Origin of the sequence: Paraburkholderia sp. GAS206C (genome assembly GCF_050435645.1) — a bacterium.
GTDB classification, from domain to species: domain Bacteria; phylum Pseudomonadota; class Gammaproteobacteria; order Burkholderiales; family Burkholderiaceae; genus Paraburkholderia; species Paraburkholderia phenazinium_B.
Map to the genome: position 1 here is coordinate 21,044 of NZ_JBNDKR010000003.1, position 18,175 is coordinate 39,218.

Below are 18,175 nucleotides of genomic sequence, written 5' to 3' on the forward strand. Positions count from 1 at the left end.
GAGATAATGTCGGTTTTAGCGACGCTGATTTGCCGCCATGTCCGAGTCCCACGTTCTGCTGGAAGTCATCGCCACCACGGTCGCCGATGCGCGGCTTGCCGCGCAGGCGGGAGCCGACCGGCTCGAGTTGATTACGGGGATGGGCGAAGGCGGCTTGACGCCCAGTCTCGGGTTGATCGAGGCCGTGACGGCGGCCGTCGATATTCCTGTGAATGTGATCGTGCGGCCGCACAGCCGTTCGTTCGTGTTCGACGACGATGACTTTGCGGTGATGTTGCGCGACGTGCGGGCGGTCGCCGCAGCGGGCGCGAACGGCGTGGTGATCGGGATGCTGACTCCTGACGGCGAGATTGACCGCGAGGGTTTAGCGCGGGCGATCGACGCGGCGGATGGTCTTGCGATCACGTTCCACCGTGCGTTCGATGAAACCCGCGATCTGCATGAGGCGCTCGATGTACTGCTCGGGTTCGACGCGGTCACAAATGTGCTGACCTCAGGCGGCAAGCCGTCGGTGCTGCAAGCCGAAGAGATGATTCGAACGCTGTTGCGGCAGGCGGCGGGTTCGCACTGCACCGTGCTGGCCGGCGCAGGGTTGACGGTGGATGCGTTGGCCGGATTCGTTCAGGCCACCCGCGTCAAGGCGGTGCACTTCGGCTCGGGCGTGCGGATTGGTGGGAATGGGCTGGCGCCGCTGGATCCGCAGAAGATTGCGCGTGTGAGGGCTGCACTGGAGGCGACGCAGGATCGTTCCCAGTCCTGATGTTTGCGACGAATCACCCCCGCGGCGCCCCACACCTTTTCAGATTCACTTCGCCACAACCACCGGAATCCCTCGCAAGGTTCCAGCACCCTTTGCCTCTTCCAGCGCCTGCTTGACCGCAGCGCCCGTCGCCGCTTCGATCTGCAGCCTCGCAGCCAGTTCGCGTTCGGAACGCTTCACACCGGCCAGGTTCGCCAGCTTCACATGCCCGTATCCACGCACACGAGCATGCAGATCCGCTAGCTTGACGATCTCCTCGACATTACCTGCCTCGAGCTTCGCAAACGCTCGTTGCAGGGTGGTTTCGTAATCGTCCGCCAGTTCGCGTTCCATCCGGCGTTCCAGGGTGCGGCCAAACGGATCGAGCATCGTGCCGCGCAGCCCACGGAATTTCGCCATCGTGCCAAGCACCGGCCACAGCCATTGACCGAATGTCTTCTTCACCGGATTCGCGCCATGCCTGGGACTCGACATCGTGGGCGGAGCGAGGTTGAATTTCACACCGAAGTCCTTGCCCGCGACGCCTTCGAATTGCGCTTCCAGCGACGCCCGGAACGCGCTATCCGTATGCAGGCGCGCCACTTCGTATTCGTCCTTCACAGCCAGCAGACGATAGAAAGTCGTCGCAACTGCACGCGTTACACGCTCACCTGATGAAGCTCCACCGACACTCGCCTCGGCACGCCGTGCCGCATCCACCAGCGCGCGATAGCGCTTCACATAAGCCTCGCCGCCATACACGGCAAGACGCGCTTCGCGATGCGCGACCAGTTCATCCACCGTATCGATGCGCACCGGTTGTAGCGCACCGTGCCGAGCTTGCCACAATGCTTCGAGTGCCGCGGGATCAGCCGCCGCGAGGCGGCCGATCGAAAACGCCAGCTGATTCATCTGCACTGCGACATTGTTCAATTCAATCGCGCGCATCATCGCGGCGAACGACACCGGCACCAAGCCGAGCTGCCACGCAAAACCGAGCATCAGGATGTTCGCGCCGATCGTATCGCCAAGGAAACGGGTGGCGAGGGCCTGCGCATCGCATGCCGACATACGCTCTTCACCTGCCGCATGACGCATCTTGTCGATCAGCGCGCCGGCGTGCAGGTTCGCGTCCGGGTTCTGCACGAAGGTTGCATTCGGAATCGCATGGGTATTCACGACAATTCGTGTGCGACCGTGACGGACAGTCTGTAGCGCATCGGAACTCGCCCCTACAACCATGTCACACGCCAGCAGCACGTCGGCCTGCTGCGTATCGATACGCACCTGATTGAGCCATTCATCTCGTGCTGCAAAGCGCACGAACGAAAGCACCGAGCCGCCTTTCTGCGCAAAGCCCATGAAGTCGAGTACCGAAGCGCTCTTGCCCTCCAGATGCGCAGCCATGCTGATCAGTGCACCCACCGTCACGACGCCCGTGCCACCGACGCCCGTCACGAGAATGTCGTACGGCGCGGCGTCGAGCTGGGTGGCCGGCACCGGCAGGGCATCGACGCGCGCAGCCAACGCCGCTGCATCGAATGCCACGCCCGCGGCCTTCTTGAGCTTGCCGCCTTCGATCGTCACAAAGCTCGGACAGAAGCCGTTCACGCAGGAAAAGTCCTTGTTGCACGACGACTGGTCGATGCGACGCTTACGGCCGAGCGCAGTTTCGACCGGTTCGACCGACAGGCAGTTCGATTGCACGCCGCAATCGCCGCATCCTTCGCAAACCTCTTCGTTGATAAACAGGCGTTTGTCCGGATCGGGAAACTCACCTTTCTTCCTGCGACGACGCTTTTCGGCCGCACAGGTCTGGTCGTAGATCAGCACGGTGACGCCGTCGATATCGCGCAACACACGCTGCACCGCATCGAGTTCGCTGCGATGATGAAACGTAGTGCCCTTCGGGAACAGGTCGTGATGACCGTCGTACTTTTCCGGCTCGTCGCTGACCACGACGAAGCGCGACACGCCTTCCGCTTCCACCTGACGCGCGATTTGCGGCACTGAGATGCTGCCGTCGACCGGCTGACCGCCCGTCATCGCGACCGCATCGTTATAGAGAATCTTGTAAGTGATGGTCGCTTTCGCCGCGACCGCCTGGCGGATCGCCAGAATGCCCGAGTGGAAATACGTGCCGTCACCGAGGTTCTGGAAGACGTGACGCGTTTTCGTGAACATCGAATGCGAGGCCCAGTCGACGCCTTCGCCGCCCATCTGGATCAGGCCGGTGGTGTCGCGTTCCATCCACGAGGCCATAAAGTGGCAGCCGATACCCGCTTGCGCGATCGAGCCTTCCGGCACCTTCGTCGACGTGTTGTGCGGGCAGCCGGAGCAGAAGTACGGCGTGCGCTTCACGGCATCGGCGGCGTTCGAGAGAATCTGTGGCGCGACCAGATCGACCACGCGCTCACGGCGATCGAGCGCGGGCTTGTGCCGCGCGAGCCAGTCCGCGAACACCGGCAGGATGCGCGAGGGCCGCAACTCACCAAGCGACGACAGCAGTAACGATCCATCCTGCGCATGCCTGCCGATCACCACCGGACGCGCGCCGTCCTGCCGGTTGTACAGATAGTCCTTGATCTGCTGTTCGATGACCGGACCCTTTTCCTCGATCACGAGCACTTCGGAGAGACCTTCGATTAACGTGTCGATGCGCGTCATCTCCAGCGGGAACGACAGCCCAACCTTGTAGATCCGCACGCCTGCCGCTTCGAGATCGCCGACGGTGAGGTCGAGCCGGCGCAGCGCTTCCATCAGGTCCAGATGCGCCTTGCCGCAGGTGACGATGCCCACGTTCGCATGCGGACTCGGTGCGATCCATTTGTCGATGCTGTTGCTGCGTGCAAAATGGCGCACTGCATCGAGCTTGGCCGCAAGCCGTGCTTCGATGGTGAGACTCGGCAGATCGGGCCAGCGGTTGTGCAGGCCGCCGGCGGGTTCGACGAAATCTTGCGGAGCGGTCCATTGCGTTTGCAGCGCATCGAGATCGACCGTCGAGCCCGATTCGACGGTTTCCGAAATTGCCTTGTAGCCCACCCATGCGCCCGAGAAGCGCGACAGCGCCCAGCCATACAGCCCGAACTCCAGCATGTCGGCCACGTTGGACGGATTCACCACCGGCATATGCCAGGCCATCATTGCAAAGTCGCTTTGATGCGGCATCGACGACGACACACAGCCGTGATCGTCGCCCGCGACCACCAGCACGCCACCATGCGGCGACGAGCCGTAGGCGTTGCCATGCTTGAGCGCGTCGCCGGCGCGGTCGACGCCAGGACCCTTGCCGTACCACATCGCAAACACACCTTCGACGGTGCGCTCCGGATCCGATTCGACCCGCTGCGTGCCGAGCACGGCGGTGCCGCCGAGTTCTTCGTTGATCGCCGGCAGGAAGCGGACATCGCTCGCTGCGAGCAGTTTGTTCGCCTTCCACAATTGCTGATCGACCATACCGAGCGGCGAGCCGCGATAGCCGCTGATGAAGCCCGCCGTATTCATGCCACGCGCCTTGTCGAGCGCGCGTTGCATCAACACGAGACGCACCAGCGCCTGCGTGCCGGTCAGAAAAATGCGGCCGCGGGTGGCAGTGAGGTTATCGGTCAGCTTGTAATCGGCGAGGGCGGGCGTGCCTTCGATGGGCAAGCGGGCGGTCATGGCGAGTCTCCGTTTTTATGCGTTCGCGCGAAGTGGATGGGGACCATAAAGGCTTCGCGTCGAAAGAGACTCTATTTTTTAGCGCCGATTGGAGAAAATTATTGCTAGTTTCCAGGTTTGCTCACGCAAAGCAGTGAAGTACTTCGCGAATTCGGCCGGTTTTGAGATAGATCTGCCATCGATCCCAACGGGGCCTTATTTACCCTACGCGCCCGGCACCGCCCGTGGGTCGATCGCGGCGGCCGGGACCGGCGGCGCCATGGGTTCAAGCGGTTCGACTTCGTCGAAGTGGACGTAATCGATATGGCTAACCCCTTCTTCTTCGCGCAGCAGGTCCACGTACTTGTACTGCCAGCGAATCGCGTCAGCTTCCCAGGTGTGACGCGCCTGCATGGTTTGCGCGGTCTGGTCGTCCGCGCCTTCGATGGAAATCAGCAAGGACGCTTCGCGCGCCTTCATCGACTCGGCCGTCTCACCGAACAACGGGCTCGTCTCGTCGATGATATGCATCAAGGTCCAGCTAAACAGAAACGCGGGATGCTGATCGCGCACCAGCGTCAGGTCATAGAGCTTGCGCAACGTGTAGCCCTCGGGAGAGGTTTCGACGCGCATCAGGCGCATTCTGCCGTGCGCCTCGGCGATCAGGTTCTGCCGGCCGTTCGCCGCGCGCGCCATCAGCGTCATGTGGCCGTCGATAGGCCGCACTACGGCGTAGCGCGAAAACATGATCCTGGCGCGCGGCCGCGAGAAGCGCGCGAAGATCAGGCCGGTCGCCAAGGCGATGCCCGACATGCCGACGAAAATTTCGAGCGTGGCGATCCAGTGGGCATAGACCGTCTGCGGATGCATGTCGCCGTAGCCGACTGTCGCGAGCGTTTCGACGCTGAAGAAGAACGCGCCGCCGAAGCCGGCGGGAAACTGATTGGCAATCGGCTTCGTGCCGAGCATGTAGAGCGAAGCGAACGTGGCGTTGAGCAGCAGGAACATCAACGCCAGCGACACGAAGAACACGGGCCATTTGACCACTAGCGCGCTGTGGTAAATGTCCTGCCAGAAGCGGACCGGCATGCCGTGCGCAATGATCGTGCGCGAACCGAATGGAATCTCGCGGCTGCCACGAGGCAGCCGCTTGCGCGACGTGGCCTCGGCGTCCGCAGCGGCCGAGTGGGTGCCCGCGCCGGTGCCGGGCATGGAGCCGGGGCCTGGGGTCGGGCCTGAGCTTGGGCCGGTCGTGCGGTCTGACGTATTGGTGGCCATTGCGTGTTTGTCGGCATGAAAACGCGCAAAGCGTAGCACGCCGCACGGCGTGCCCTTGCAGATTTTGGGCGCTTCACCGCGCGTCGCAATGCGGCCTCAGTCCGCCTCGCGCGAACTCACGCCATCACGGGAAAGTGCGCGGTTTCGGAATTCCCGCGCCGTGTTCGATATCCGTGACCGCCTGTTGATGGGCCGCTTCAATCGCTTCGGTTTCACCGGCGTAGCCGGCGTCGCCGCCGACCGTTTTCCACGCCTGCACCGCGCGTTCGAGATGACGGATTTCAAATTCCGCATCCCATCGCGCACCTTGTAACTCGAGGGGGCGCACGTGGATCGAGTACACGCCATAGAGGAAGAGCTGTTCAGCCATTATCGCCTCCAGCCGGTTGTTTCCAGAAAAGCGCCACGCAGCGCGAACGTGCTGCCGGCACCAACGGCACCAGCATGTGGGGTGCCTGCCTAGAATTCGATTTCGCCGAGGATGCGATGAGCCAGCGCTTTGGCCTCTTCGAGGGCTTCTTCCTCGGTGGTCGAGGTGGCCTCGACTTCGTAGACTGTGTTCTCCAGCTCGCCGCCCTCGTCGCGCGAGAGCGTGACGAAACCGCGGTACGCTCCACCGTCTGCCGGCTGCACCGTGGCAACGGCCGTGTAGAGTCCTTTGGTGTAGGTGACGTCCTCCATGATGCTTCTCCAGCAAGGGGGAGATTCCATCCTAGCACGCCGATTCGGGACTCACCGGCCATCTGTGTGACACCCTGGATTGCGCGCCGAATCTGGGCGCGCCGCGCAGCTCACCCCTGCAGCAACGCCACCACCTCATCGAGCGACGGCGAGTGCGCTCCGGCATGACGGCAAGCGGCCGCGCCGGCTGCCAGCGCGAAGGCGAGATGCTCCGACCAGCCGCGTTGTGGCGCCGTCATCAGGCTGAACAGCAGGCCGCCAATCGACGCGTCGCCCGCGCCGACCGTATCCGCCACTTCGACACGCGGCGGTTGGGCTTCGATGATCGTGTCGCCTTCGATCAGCGTGGCCTTCTCCGAGCCACGCGTGACGAGCACGGTCGCCTTCGGATTCATCGCTCGCAGCTGGGCGAGCGCGTCGGCTTCGCTGGTCTTGAACAGCAGGCCCAGGTCTTCGTCCGAAACCTTGATGAGGTCGGCGAGCGCGGCCATCTTGCGCAGCGTCGGCTCATAGCCGTGCGCCATCAGATTGCGGTAATTCGGGTCGAAGCTGATCTTCACGCCGCGTTCGCGCAACTGCGCGGCGAGCGTGGCGAGCGTGTTGCCGAGCGGCTGGCGCACGAGACTGATGCAGCCGAAGTGCGCCCACTTCACCTGGCTCATCCAGCCTTCCGGCAGCTTCGAGGGATCGAAGGCCAGGTCGGCGCCGTTCTCACCCATGAAGAAGTACGCCGGCGGGTGCGTCTGATGAACGATCGCCAGCAGCGGCGGTCGTTCTACGCGCTGCATGAAGCGCATGTCGAGACCGGCAGCGACGCTGGCGTCCCAGAGCTCGTCGGAGAAATTGTCGGTGCCGAGCGAGCCGACGCAGGCGGTCCGCAGGCCGAGCCGCGCGACCGCGCGGGCGACGTTCCAGCCCGCGCCGCCTGGGCGCGATAGCCATTGCGAGTCGCCGGTGCGCACGAGGTCGGTCAGGATGTCGCCGGGCGAAACGAAGAGGGGAAGTTCAGTGCTCGCGCTCATGGTGCTCACCGTGCGGATTCAGTTGTGTTGGATGGGGCGTGCGGCAATGCATGCATCAGCACTTCGTAGCATGCACCCATCGTGTGATAGTCGGTCTTGCCGGCCGGGCTTTTTTCATCGCTGTACTTGCGATTGTCGCAGGTCAGGATGCGATACCACGCGCCGTATTTGTGGTCGACGAAGTGCGTCCAGCTATAGCGCCAGATCTCGTCGTACCAGTCCCAGAAGCGCTCGTTGCCGGTGCGCTTGCCGAGCAGCGCGGCGGTCGCGAAGGTCTCAGCCTGGACCCAGAAATACTTGTCGTGATCGCAGACCGTGCCGTCCGGGCCGAAGCCGTAGTAGAGGCCGCCGTGATCGTCGTCCCAGGCGTGCGTCATGGCCGCGTCGAAGAGTTCGATGGCGCGCGGCAACAGCCACGGCAGCGGGCGATGGCGTTCGAGGATCAGCAGCAGCTTGGCCCACTCTGTCTGGTGACCGGGCTGGAAACCCCACGGACGGAAAATGTTCGAACTGTCTTCCTCGTTGTAGTGCCAGTCCACCGACCAGTCTGCGTGGAAATGTTCCCACACGAGACCCTGTGAGAGCTTGGCCTGACGCAGCGTGATGTTCGACGCCACACGTTCCGCACGATCCAGATACACCAGATGGCCGGTTGCTTCATAGGCGGCGAGCAACGCCTCGGTGGTGTGCATGTTGGCGTTCTGGCCGCGGTACGAGCTCACGCGCCAGTCGGGCGTCGCTTCGTCGGCGTAGAGGCCGGCGGCGGCATCCCAGAAGCGGTGCTCCATCAGCTCGAAGGTGGCGCCGATCATCGGCTTCGCTTCTTCGATGCCGGCCATCGCGGCATGCGAATAGGCCAGCAGCACGAAGGCGAGTCCATAGCAATGACGGGTGGCGTCGAGTACGTGCTTGGTGCCGTCGCGCCAGTCGAACTCCCAGTCGTAGCCCTTGAGTTCGGCGTCCCAGTGCACGTCGCGCAGGAAATTCAGACCGTGGCGCGCGTATTCGAGGTGCTGCGGATCGCCGAACTCGCGATACGCCATCGCGTAGTTGAACACGTAGCGGCAACTGCTGACCAGGTGGCGCGTCGTGCGGTTGTAGATCGAACCGTCGTCGCTGAAGAAGTGATAAAAGCCGCCGCTCGGGTCGAACACGTTGGGCGCGTAGAAGCGCAAGGTGTCCTGGATGTGCGAGAGCAGAAATTCGCGCTCGCGGAAGCTGGCGACAGCGGGCGCCTTGGGCGACGCGGCGCCTGCGTGATCGGGATGGTCGGGATGAAGCTGATCGGATTGTGTCATGGTGTTTTCACCGAGGTACTGGCACGTGCGATGAGATGAACGGGCAGGTGGACTTCGAGTTGCGTGGGCGACTCTTCAAGCAGCAGTTCGACGCCGCGCCGGCCGAGCGCTTCCTTGTCGACGGCGATCGTCGACAGTGGCGGGGTGGCGTGAGCGGCGGCAGGGATGTCGTCAAAACCGATGATCGCGATGTCCTGCGGAACGCGCAGGCCACGTGCGAGGCAGACGCGCAGCGCAGCAAGCGCGGCGGCGTCGTTGTAGGCAAATACGGCGTCGGGACGCTCGCCGGGTGCATCGAGTACGCGTTGCATGGCGAGCGCGGCGCCGGTGTCGGGGTCGAGCCCGGCGTCGATGGTCACTTCAAGCGAGGGGTCGAACAGCAGACCCGCTTCGAAGAACGCGCGCCGGTAGCCGAGCGCACGCTGCGCGATGCTGAAATGGGCGAGCGAGCCGCCGATGAAGGCGATGCGCTTGTAGCGGTGCTGGAACAGATGGCGCATCGCCAGCGCCGCGCCGGCCGCGTTGTCGAGGTTGACTGACCGCAGCCCCGGCGCCCACAGGTCGATCAGCACGAGCGGGCGCTGCATGGCGACGAGCGTAGTGAGCGTTTCAGGCTCGACGAAGCCGGCGACGGCGACCGCGTCGGGCGCGTGCAGGCGCATCTGCTGGATCACGTCTTCCGTGGGTCCTGCAGTCAGCACGGACGGCACGATGCCGCGCTCGCGGCAGGCATCTTCGACACCGTGCAGCACGTGCGAGAAGAACGGGCTGGCGGCGAAATTATTGTGCTGGCGGTGCAGCAGAAAGGTCAGCCGGCGGATGCGCGGGCGCAACTGGGCCGCGTCGTAACCGAGCTGACGCGCGGCCTCGACGACCCGCAGGCGGGTGGCGTCGGAGAGGCCTGGCTGATTCTTCAGCGCGCGGGAGACGGTGCCGATCGACACGCTGGCGGCGCGGGCGACATCGCGGATGGTTGTGGCCATCTGGGTGGGCGGCGAGCGTAGTGCTGGCCGCTGGCTAAGTTGATTTCGGGGGATTGTATAGTAAAACTGGCGGAAATATCCCTGCACTCACGCGAATCGGTACGCGTAAATACCCGTATATAAGGAATAAAGGCGGTTTCATTGTGTTTAGTAAAATCAACTAAACATGAGGCTGAATTTCCGGGAAAGGTGAGTTTTTAGGGGTGAATAGTAGGAATCCGAAGCATTTTCCGGTGGGTTGAAGAGCCGCAACCGACAACGCGAGGCTACGGAAGCGGTGCTCTTGCGAAGCCGGTGCCCGGGGCGCCCCTCGGTCGCGCAGGCGTGGCGGCCGTCGTCTCAGTCGAACGCCGCGTGGCGCGCGTCGGTGTGCCCCTGCAACAGCGCGTCGCTCTCATCCGCCCCGATCAGCACGAATCCGCCCGGGTCCTGCTTCGCGCGCCGCTTTGCGAGCGCCGCCACCGAGGCAACTTCCTCGCTGCTATACAGCGTCGGACCGACATGGGACTCAATGTGCACGCAGCCGATCGCCATGGTCACAAAGCTGAAGAAGGTCGCATTGCCACGCCGGTCTTCGCCGTGGATGCCGCCCGCGAGCCGGTCCTCGGGCGCGTAGAAGCGTTGCGCGCCTTCGTTGAACAGCTGGATCGCGCGCAATACGCGCTCGCGCCAGTCGTCGCTCTGGAACAGGATCAGGAAGTCGTCGCCGCCCACGTGGCCGAGAAAGTCACGGGTCGGATCGCACACGTCGGCCAGCACGGCGGCCGCGAACTTCAGCACTTCGTCGCCCTGCCAGTAGCCGTACTGGTCGTTAAAGGGCTTGAAATGGTTCAGGTCGACATAGCAGGCGTAGAACCCCGCGTCGTGGCCGAGCAGCCGCGTGATGTGCGAGCTGATCGGAATGTTGCCGGGCAGGAAGGTCAGCGGATTCGCGTAGCGCGCCGCTTCGATGCGCACTTCGGTGACCGCACGCACCAGGTTCTCGCCGGTGCCGAGGCCCGCGTATTTACCGTTGTCGGTGATGACGAAGCCATCGGCGAGATACCGCTGGTCGTCGCTCGCTAGCAGCTTGGCCATCTGTTCGACCGTCATCGATTTTTCGATGATCACCGGCGATGCGTTCGCAAACAGCAGGCAGGGGCGCTTGCCGAACAGCTCGCGGTGGTACGGCAACGCGTAGCGCTCCATGAAGGCGCGCCGGTTGATCAACGCCACTGGCTCGTCGTTTTCGACCACGGCGACCGCGTGCAGATCAGGCAAGCGGTTGAACAGTTCGAGCACCTCGTTGTTGGTGGCCTCGCGCGGCAACGCAGGCGCATGCACCATCATCTTGGCCGACGCCATGCCGCCCGAAGGTGATGCGCTGACCGCGCGCGTCGCTTCCGGAAACACGGCAATGTGCCCGGCGCGAATCGCCTTGCGGGCGTCGTCCGTCACCATGCGGGCAGGCTTTGCATTAGGGCGGCCGAAGAAATAACCCTGCCCGCAGTTGATGCCCATGTCGCGCAGCACGATCAGATCCGCTTCGTTTTCGATGCCCTCGGCTACCAGCTTTGCGCCGCTCGCGCTGGCGAACTGCTGCATGGCGCGCACGGCCTCGAACTTCAGCGGGTCACTCGCGATGTCGTGAATAAAAAACCGGTCGATCTTCACGACGTCCGGCCGCAGGCGCACCCACAGATTCATGCTGGCATTCGCGGTGCCATAGTCGTCGAGCGCGAATTGCGCGCCGGCTGTGCGCAAGCTCGTCAGTGCCGACAGGAACTGGCCGATGTCGGGAATCGCGCTTTGTTCCGTCAGCTCGATCACGATGCGCTCTGGGTCCACGCCCGCTTGCCGCAGCAGCCCGAGGGTATCCTCGCGTGCCTCGGCGAGCTGGCGCAGCGCACCCGCGCTGAAATTCAGAAACAGCTTGCCCTCGCAGGCCGACTGCGCGAATGCCCGCACGCAGATGAGCGCGGCGGCGCGCTCCAGTTCGAGCACGCGGCCCTCGGTGTTTGCCAAGGCGAACAACGCGAATGGTGTCTCCAGCGGCGAGCCGGCAGGTCCGCGAATCAGCCCTTCGTAGCCCAGGATCGCCCCGTCGTCGAAATCCACGATCGGTTGAAATACTGCGGACAAATCACGCCGGGCGATCAAATCCTCGATGCTGGGCGCGGCAGAACGAGGGGGCGAGCGAAGTGGCATGGCATTCGGCCAAAGCGGTGAACCGTCGGCTTATCGGCAACGCCGCAGGGAAATTAAGTGAATTTTTAATGACAAGACGCACTGACGTGGTGCGCCCGCGCCGTATCCTGGCGCGGGTCGGAATGGAATCCGGTTCACCCGGCCGTCTTGTTTGCATTGCGCCTATGCCATCAGGCCAGGGCGACGGCGCGAGCATTTCGGCGTGAAATAGCGGAAAAGCCGCGCGAAGGCGGCTTTGTTCAGACAGGCTCAGGGAGGGCGCTTTATGAATCTTTTGTTCGACAGGTTTGGCGCGTTAGCGTCGCGCAACGGCCGCCGCGGGGTGGTCCTCTGCGGCCGCGCGAGTTTCAGCGCTCGTATCGCGCGCGCCCCAGCGCTGCGCGAGAGCGGCGCATACCATCAGCTGGATCTGGTGAAACAGCATCAGCGGCAGCACGGCAGCCCCCACCGCGTGCGAAGCAAAGATGACCTTTGCCATCGGCACGCCGGAGGCGAGACTCTTTTTCGAACCGCAGAAGATGATGGTGATCTGGTCCGCGCGATTAAAGCCGAGCCGTTTGCTCGTGAACATCGTGACGGCCAGCGCAAGCGCCAGCAGTACAGCATTGATGAGCACGAGGCCACCCAGTGCGCCCAGCGAGGTATGGCGCCACAGGCCTTCCGTGACGGCCTCGCTGAAGGCGCCGTACACCACCAGCAGGATCGAACCCTGATCGACGAACTTCGTCACGCTGCGATGGCGCTCAATCCACTTGCCGAGAATCGGCCGCAGCAACTGCCCCGCCACGAACGGCACCAGCAGTTGCAGCACGATATTCCAGACCGTGTGCCATGCGGACGTGCCGCCGGCCGCCTGGTTCGTGACGACCAGGCTGACGAGCGCCGGCGTAATGAAGATACCGAGCAGGCTCGAAGCCGAGGCGCTGCACACGGCAGCCGGCACATTGCCTTTGGCAATCGAAGTGAACGCGATGGACGACTGGACCGTCGATGGCAGCGTACAGAGGAAGAGGACGCCGGCGTAGAGCGCAGGCGTAACAAGGGGCGAAAGGAGCGGTTTGAGCGCGAGCCCGAGCAATGGAAACAGCGCAAACGTGCTTAGCAGGACGACGATATGCAGACGCCAATGGGTCGCGCCCGCCACGATCGCTTCGCGTGAGAGCTTGGCGCCGTGCAGAAAAAACAGCAGCCCGACGGCGAAATTCGTCAGCCAGTTGAACCAGACGGCTGCCTGCCCGTGCACGGGCAGCAGGCTGGCGAAGATCACCGTGCCGACGAGGCACAATGTGAAGTTATCGGGAAGCAGTTTCGGGCGAGCCATTTCGCAATCTCAACTCAATTCGGGTGATGCGGGTAACGCGGAAATACAGACACGCGTGCGTGGCGGCACGTGGCGTTCGCTGTAGGGGGAAGGGACCATTAATAGCGGATCGTGATTAAAAAATCAAATTCATTTGCGGAATCGATTGATGAGGATTGCGCTTCTGAGGCGTGTCGAAACCCGCCTGGCGGAGCGGCTGCGCGGGGGTATTTCGGGGCGTTCCAGCTGGTAATCAGGAGGCCCTGATTTGCCCCTTGCGCAAGACGTTTGTCGCGCAAAAACGTCGCAGTAACATGGTGTTACAACGCAGTGTCAGGCCTAACACTTTTTGGCTCGACACCCCTCCGACCGACCCATAAATTACTGCTCAAAGGCCAATGGGATGCATAAGTTGCGGATCGACCGCAGCGGGTACGCAAATCCTGGAACAAGCCTCGCCGCAGCTCGAACGGCGGGCTTCAGGCGGGTCTTCGGGCAGGTGAATCATGGTGGACGCAGGGTTGTGGAGAACCAGGCATTGGGTGTTGGGCGCAGTCTTGACTGTGCTGTGTTCGCTCGCCTGTGCCAGAGGGCCGCAAGTACCGCATGGCGGTGGCTTCGGCGGCGGGTTCGCTCATGCCGGCGCTCAGCATAATGCGCGTGCTTACGACGCTCGCGCCGAGCGTGGCGCATCAGTTGAGCGCAACGCCCGGGTCGCGCGCAGCGCGGGTACACCGCATGGCGGCTACACCAACGGGCAATCATCACGCGTTGCCGGCAACGGCGCCGGTGGCTACGGCGGCTACAGGGGCGACGCCCGCGCGGATCCGCGCGGCGGATTCCAGTACGCCGGCGCGATTACCACCGTGAGCACCGAGGTTCGCTCGGTGCCACGTCCGCCCGAGGACGAAACGATGGTGCGCGCCGGTTCGATCCGCGCCGACGTTGCGCGCTATAACGAAGAGCGCGGCGCCACTCGACCCGTCCCGCGCCCGCCGGAGTATATGAACCGGCCGCCGGGGCAGTCGCCCTACCGCAACTAGCCTTTTCCTGAACGCTCCTCGTTGACTCCTGCGCGCTCCGCTCGCTCGAGACCGGTCGTCCTGCGCGCCGTCACGAGAACGGCATCGCCAGCCACTTTCTCCTGCTTTCAATCTGTCAGCTAACCTGCGCCCGGTCATACCGTGCGTTGTCTGCCCGTCCAAGTGACGTATGCACGCCACACTTTCATGACAGCACGACGCACGGCACCTTACTGAACCTTCAAATTTTGTCCTTCACCGGGCCGGCCGTCATCGGCGCGGTCCCTGATCCGTTATCTGTCTTTGCGCTGCAGTCCTGGCGGGCCTTGCAGCCCGTTGCGGGGCGAGATATCCCGTGGTGCGGGCGAAAGCCAATCGCGCTTTATCAGTCCGATAAACGACAAAACTAATCGGACCGATATACCGGCAATAACAACCCATATTTTTGTCCACAAAAATGGTCCGCAAAGATGGTCCCGCCCAGATTAACTCGTTGATCTAACGGACGACCGAGAAACCGTTAGCGCGAGCTTCCCCGCCGCACAGCAGCCACACCCTTTTGACAAAGACAGGAGAACCCATGAATACAAATTTCCGCCGTGCGCTCAATACGACTCTCAAGACCAGCGTCATCGCTTGCCTGCTGGCCGGGGGCGCATCGTCGGCGTTCGCGCAATCGAGCGTGCAACTTTATGGTCAGGTCGACGAATGGGTCGGCGACCAGAAATTCCCGGACGGCAAGGGCGCAGCAGAAGTGTCGGGCGGCGGTATGTCGACCTCCTACTGGGGCTTGAAGGGGGCGGAGGATCTGGGCAACGGCTACAAGGCGATCTTCACTCTGGAAGGCTTCTTCCTCGCGCAGAACGGCGCTTACGGCCGCTTCACGGGCGATACGTTCTTTTCGCGTAACGCGTATGTCGGTATCGAATCGCCGTACGGCACGGTCACGGCCGGACGTCTGACCACGCCGCTGTTCGTCTCGACGATCCTGTTCAACCCGTTCGTCGACTCGTACGAATTCTCGCCGATGGTGTGGCATACGTACCTCGGCCTCGGCACCTTCCCGACGTACAACACTGACCAGGGTGTGGCCGGCGATTCGGGCTGGAACAATGCGGTGGAATATTCGTCACCGAACTTCAACGGCTTTAGCGCCAACGTCATGTATGCCCTGGGCAATACGGCGGGTGAGAACGGCGCGAAGAAGTGGAGCGCCCAGTTCCTGTACTTCCACGGCGCGTTCGCGGCAACCGGCGTTTATCAGTACGTGAACTTCAACGACGCCCCGGGCGATCTGACCAGCCTCGCACAAAGCGTGGGGCTCGCGAGCATGAAGAGCCAGAGCGTCGCTCAGTTGGGCCTGTCCTACGACCTGAAGTACGTCAAGTTCTTCGGCCAGTACATGTACACGTACAACGCACAGGACATCGGCAGCTGGCACGTGAACACCGCACAAGGCGGCGTGACGGTTCCAGCGGGCCCCGGCTCGATCATGGCGTCGTTCGCGTACTCGCGCGACGGCAGCGGTCTGGACCAGACGCGTCAGACGGCTGCAATTGGATATGACTATCCGCTGTCCAAGCGCACCGATGTCTACGCGGCTTATATGTACGATCACTTCACCAGCCAGACCTCGGGCCAGACCTACGGCGTGGGTATCCGCACGAAGTTCTGACCGGTTCGGGTCGCCACGCGTTTCGTTGTGCTTTGCAAACCCCGCCTTCGGAAGAAGGCGGGGTTTATCTTTTTAGCTTTATTAATTGGCACCTCAGGCGGAGGTTTGCTGACGCTGCTTTGATAAAGACGGCAAAATGGCGTCGATTGATTCCTCTCGTGAGCGATTGCCATGGATACCCTCGTCAGCATGAAAGTGTTTCGCCATGTCGTCGAAGTGGGCAGCTTCGTCGGCGCGGCCGAGCGCATGGAGATGTCCGCGGCGATGGCGAGCAAACACGTGATGCATCTGGAACAGCAGCTCGGCGCGCGCCTGCTCAATCGCACCACGCGGCGCGTCGCCCCGACCGAGGCGGGGCGCGAGTACTACGAGCGTTTGAGTCAGGTGCTGACCGAACTCGACGAAGCCGGGCAGGCGGTCGGCGCCGCGAGTATCGTGCCGCAGGGGCGTCTGCGGGTGTCGTCGCTATCGGCGTTCGGTCTGAGTCACGTGATGAGCGCAGTGGCCGACTATGCGGCGCAGTATCCGCAGGTCACCGTGGATATGACCTTGTCGGACCGCGTAGTCGAATTGATCGACGAGGGTTTCGATGTCGCGATCCGGGCCTCGCCGCACGGCCTGAAGTCGTCCTCGCTGATCGCGCGGCAGATTGCTACCGCGCACCTCGTCCTGTGCGCTTCGCCGGAGTATCTGCGCCGGCATGGCACGCCGAAGAAACGGGCCGATCTGTCGCGGCACAACTATCTGCAGTACGCCGGTGTATCGGCGCCGGATTTCGTTACGTCCAACGGCGATGGCGGGGCGCGCGTCAGTCTGTCCGGCAACCTGATCGTCAATCAGCTGGAAGCGCAGCGCGTGCTTGTGCTGCAAGGCGCGGGGATCGCCATGCTCGGGACCGAGGTGATCGGCGACGATCTCGCTACCGGCCGTCTGCTGCCGCTGCTGGTTGCCGAGTCGCTGCCGCGCGAGCTGCCCATTCACCTCGTGTATGCGAGCCGGCGCCATCTATCGGCGAAGGTGCGCTCGTTCGTCGATTTTTTTGCGGCGCGTTTTGCCAACGAGGCGCTGTGGCCATCGCTCGAGCAGATCAAGGCGCTGGCCGTCAGCTAAGCGCCGCGCTCACCGGTCAACGCGCGATCCCGAGCCGCGCCTTCGCGTCGTCGTATTCCTTCTTCAGACGCTCGACCAGTTCGCCGACGCTCGGCACGTCGTCCATCAGACCGACGCCCTGGCCTGCGCCCCAGATGTCTTTCCACGCCTTGGCCTTGTCGCTGCCGAAATTCATCGCGGTCTTGTCCGAAGCCGGCAGCGCATCCGGATCGAGTCCGGCATTGACGATGCTTTCGCGGATGTAGTTGCCGTGCACACCGGTGAACAGGTTGGTGTAGATGATGTCCGAGGCGCTCGAGTTGACGATCGCATGCTTGTAGCTTTCCACCGCATGCGCTTCCTGGGTCGCGATAAAGCGCGTGCCCATATATGCGAGGTCTGCGCCCATCGCTTGCGCAGCGAGGATCGAGCCGCCGTTGGCAATCGCGCCGGACAGCACGATCGGGCCGTCGAAAATACGCCGCACTTCACCCACCAGCGCAAACGGGGAGGTCGTGCCTGCGTGGCCGCCCGCCCCCGCTGCGACCAGAATCAGGCCGTCGACACCCGCTTCCAGCGCCTTCTGAGCGTGACGGATGTTGATCACGTCGTGCAGCACGATGCCGCCGTAGCTATGCACCGCGTCGACGATTTCCTTGGCCGGTGCACGCAGGCTGGTGATGAAAATCGGCACCTTATGTTCGACGCATACGCGCACGTCGTGCTCGAGCCGCACGTTCGACTGATGGACGATCTGGTTGACGGCGATCGGCCCGATCACGGCGTCCGGATGGGCTGCCTTGTGTTCGGCGAGCGACGCCTGGATCTGCGTGAGCCATTCGTCGAGCAACTCGGCAGGCCGTGCATTCAAGGCCGGGAACGAGCCGACGATCCCGGCCTTGCATTGCGCGAGAACCAGATCGGGGTAACTGACGATGAACATCGGCGAGGCAACAACGGGCAGCGCAAGGTGCTGCAGGACGGCGGGCAATGCCATGGCGCAAGTCTCCTATCAGGCGAGCCGGCGTGCGTCGAACGCCCGGCATATGTGAAGTGTAGTGGCACAGGACGCAGCGTGAGTCGGTGATGGCTGCTGCGCGTGTTGTGCGACTTGCGTTCGGAATCCAGCGGGCTCCATGAAGCCCGCGCAGTTTTCGAACGATCGTTCGATTATAGGCGAATGGCCGCCCGATTGCAGCGATGGTGCAGTTGGAGGAAGTGTTCAGGTTCTACGCTTACGTGCCCTATACCACCCCGTATGG

Annotated in this window: 14 protein-coding genes; 4 read left to right on the forward strand and 10 right to left on the reverse strand. The window is 63.0% G+C overall.

Annotation, left to right across the window (positions count from 1 at the left end; translation table 11 throughout):
* Positions 1–37: 37 nt before the first annotated feature.
* Positions 38–760: a copper homeostasis protein CutC gene (locus tag P3T20_RS08370; protein ID WP_429286696.1), complete on the forward strand. Its 723-nt coding sequence runs from the start codon at positions 38–40 to the stop codon at positions 758–760.
* A gap of 45 nt (positions 761–805) precedes the next feature.
* Here the strand turns inward: P3T20_RS08370 and P3T20_RS08375 are convergent, their stop codons facing one another.
* The 9 genes from P3T20_RS08375 to P3T20_RS08415 form a co-directional block, all read right to left on the reverse strand.
* Positions 806–4,399: an indolepyruvate ferredoxin oxidoreductase family protein gene (locus P3T20_RS08375; protein WP_429286697.1), complete on the reverse strand. Its 3,594-nt coding sequence runs from the start codon at positions 4,397–4,399 to the stop codon at positions 806–808.
* A 204-nt stretch (positions 4,400–4,603) separates the two neighbouring features.
* Positions 4,604–5,590 (reverse strand): ion channel, encoded by a 987-nt coding sequence (locus P3T20_RS08380; RefSeq protein ID WP_429286698.1) that lies wholly within the window; start codon positions 5,588–5,590, stop codon positions 4,604–4,606.
* Between the two features lie 190 nt (positions 5,591–5,780).
* Complete coding sequence (locus P3T20_RS08385; RefSeq protein ID WP_074263162.1) at positions 5,781–6,026, reverse strand: hypothetical protein; 246 nt, start codon at positions 6,024–6,026, stop codon at positions 5,781–5,783.
* An 89-nt stretch (positions 6,027–6,115) separates the two neighbouring features.
* A complete protein-coding gene (locus P3T20_RS08390; protein WP_074263163.1) occupies positions 6,116–6,337 on the reverse strand; it encodes a hypothetical protein in 222 nt (73 codons plus the stop codon).
* A 110-nt stretch (positions 6,338–6,447) separates the two neighbouring features.
* The gene (locus tag P3T20_RS08395) at positions 6,448–7,359 is read right to left on the reverse strand and encodes a carbohydrate kinase family protein (protein WP_074265912.1); all 912 of its coding nucleotides are present in this window, start codon (positions 7,357–7,359) and stop codon (positions 6,448–6,450) included.
* 5 nt (positions 7,360–7,364) lie between these two features.
* Entirely contained in the window at positions 7,365–8,657 is a 1,293-nt protein-coding gene (locus P3T20_RS08400) for an AGE family epimerase/isomerase (protein WP_074263164.1), read from the reverse strand.
* Positions 8,654–9,640: a LacI family DNA-binding transcriptional regulator gene (locus tag P3T20_RS08405; protein WP_074263165.1), complete on the reverse strand. Its 987-nt coding sequence runs from the start codon at positions 9,638–9,640 to the stop codon at positions 8,654–8,656. Before P3T20_RS08405 ends, P3T20_RS08400 begins: the two co-directional genes overlap by 4 nt.
* Positions 9,641–9,979: 339 nt before the next feature.
* Positions 9,980–11,827 (reverse strand): EAL domain-containing protein, encoded by a 1,848-nt coding sequence (locus P3T20_RS08410; RefSeq protein ID WP_074263166.1) that lies wholly within the window; start codon positions 11,825–11,827, stop codon positions 9,980–9,982.
* 295 nt (positions 11,828–12,122) lie between these two features.
* Positions 12,123–13,148: a bile acid:sodium symporter family protein gene (locus tag P3T20_RS08415; protein ID WP_074263167.1), complete on the reverse strand. Its 1,026-nt coding sequence runs from the start codon at positions 13,146–13,148 to the stop codon at positions 12,123–12,125.
* A gap of 485 nt (positions 13,149–13,633) precedes the next feature.
* On the opposite strand from P3T20_RS08415, the gene P3T20_RS08420 reads away from it, so the two are divergent.
* The 3 genes from P3T20_RS08420 (at position 13,634) to P3T20_RS08430 (ending at position 16,934) form a co-directional block, all read left to right on the forward strand.
* Positions 13,634–14,170: a hypothetical protein gene (locus tag P3T20_RS08420; RefSeq protein ID WP_254368752.1), complete on the forward strand. Its 537-nt coding sequence runs from the start codon at positions 13,634–13,636 to the stop codon at positions 14,168–14,170.
* A gap of 559 nt (positions 14,171–14,729) precedes the next feature.
* A complete protein-coding gene (locus P3T20_RS08425) occupies positions 14,730–15,824 on the forward strand; it encodes a porin (protein ID WP_074263168.1) in 1,095 nt (364 codons plus the stop codon).
* A gap of 171 nt (positions 15,825–15,995) precedes the next feature.
* A complete protein-coding gene (locus P3T20_RS08430; protein WP_074263169.1) occupies positions 15,996–16,934 on the forward strand; it encodes a LysR family transcriptional regulator in 939 nt (312 codons plus the stop codon).
* A 16-nt stretch (positions 16,935–16,950) separates the two neighbouring features.
* Here P3T20_RS08430 and P3T20_RS08435 read toward each other — a convergent pair whose 3' ends face one another.
* Entirely contained in the window at positions 16,951–17,910 is a 960-nt protein-coding gene (locus P3T20_RS08435) for an NAD(P)H-dependent flavin oxidoreductase (RefSeq protein WP_074263170.1), read from the reverse strand.
* Positions 17,911–18,175: the final 265 nt, after the last annotated feature.

What these genes read in the sequence shown, in the direction of transcription:
- P3T20_RS08370 (WP_429286696.1), top strand. Translation starts at nt 38, where the DNA reads ATGTCCGAGTCCCACGTTCTGCTGGAAGTCATCGCCACCACGGTCGCC.
- P3T20_RS08375 (WP_429286697.1), bottom strand. Translation starts at nt 4,399, where the DNA reads ATGACCGCCCGCTTGCCCATCGAAGGCACGCCCGCCCTCGCCGATTAC.
- P3T20_RS08380 (WP_429286698.1), bottom strand. Translation starts at nt 5,590, where the DNA reads ATGCCCGGCACCGGCGCGGGCACCCACTCGGCCGCTGCGGACGCCGAG.
- P3T20_RS08385 (WP_074263162.1), bottom strand. Translation starts at nt 6,026, where the DNA reads ATGGCTGAACAGCTCTTCCTCTATGGCGTGTACTCGATCCACGTGCGC.
- P3T20_RS08390 (WP_074263163.1), bottom strand. Translation starts at nt 6,337, where the DNA reads ATGGAGGACGTCACCTACACCAAAGGACTCTACACGGCCGTTGCCACG.
- P3T20_RS08395 (WP_074265912.1), bottom strand. Translation starts at nt 7,359, where the DNA reads ATGAGCGCGAGCACTGAACTTCCCCTCTTCGTTTCGCCCGGCGACATC.
- P3T20_RS08400 (WP_074263164.1), bottom strand. Translation starts at nt 8,657, where the DNA reads ATGACACAATCCGATCAGCTTCATCCCGACCATCCCGATCACGCAGGC.
- P3T20_RS08405 (WP_074263165.1), bottom strand. Translation starts at nt 9,640, where the DNA reads ATGGCCACAACCATCCGCGATGTCGCCCGCGCCGCCAGCGTGTCGATC.
- P3T20_RS08410 (WP_074263166.1), bottom strand. Translation starts at nt 11,827, where the DNA reads ATGCCACTTCGCTCGCCCCCTCGTTCTGCCGCGCCCAGCATCGAGGAT.
- P3T20_RS08415 (WP_074263167.1), bottom strand. Translation starts at nt 13,148, where the DNA reads ATGGCTCGCCCGAAACTGCTTCCCGATAACTTCACATTGTGCCTCGTC.
- P3T20_RS08420 (WP_254368752.1), top strand. Translation starts at nt 13,634, where the DNA reads ATGGTGGACGCAGGGTTGTGGAGAACCAGGCATTGGGTGTTGGGCGCA.
- P3T20_RS08425 (WP_074263168.1), top strand. Translation starts at nt 14,730, where the DNA reads ATGAATACAAATTTCCGCCGTGCGCTCAATACGACTCTCAAGACCAGC.
- P3T20_RS08430 (WP_074263169.1), top strand. Translation starts at nt 15,996, where the DNA reads ATGGATACCCTCGTCAGCATGAAAGTGTTTCGCCATGTCGTCGAAGTG.
- P3T20_RS08435 (WP_074263170.1), bottom strand. Translation starts at nt 17,910, where the DNA reads ATGGCATTGCCCGCCGTCCTGCAGCACCTTGCGCTGCCCGTTGTTGCC.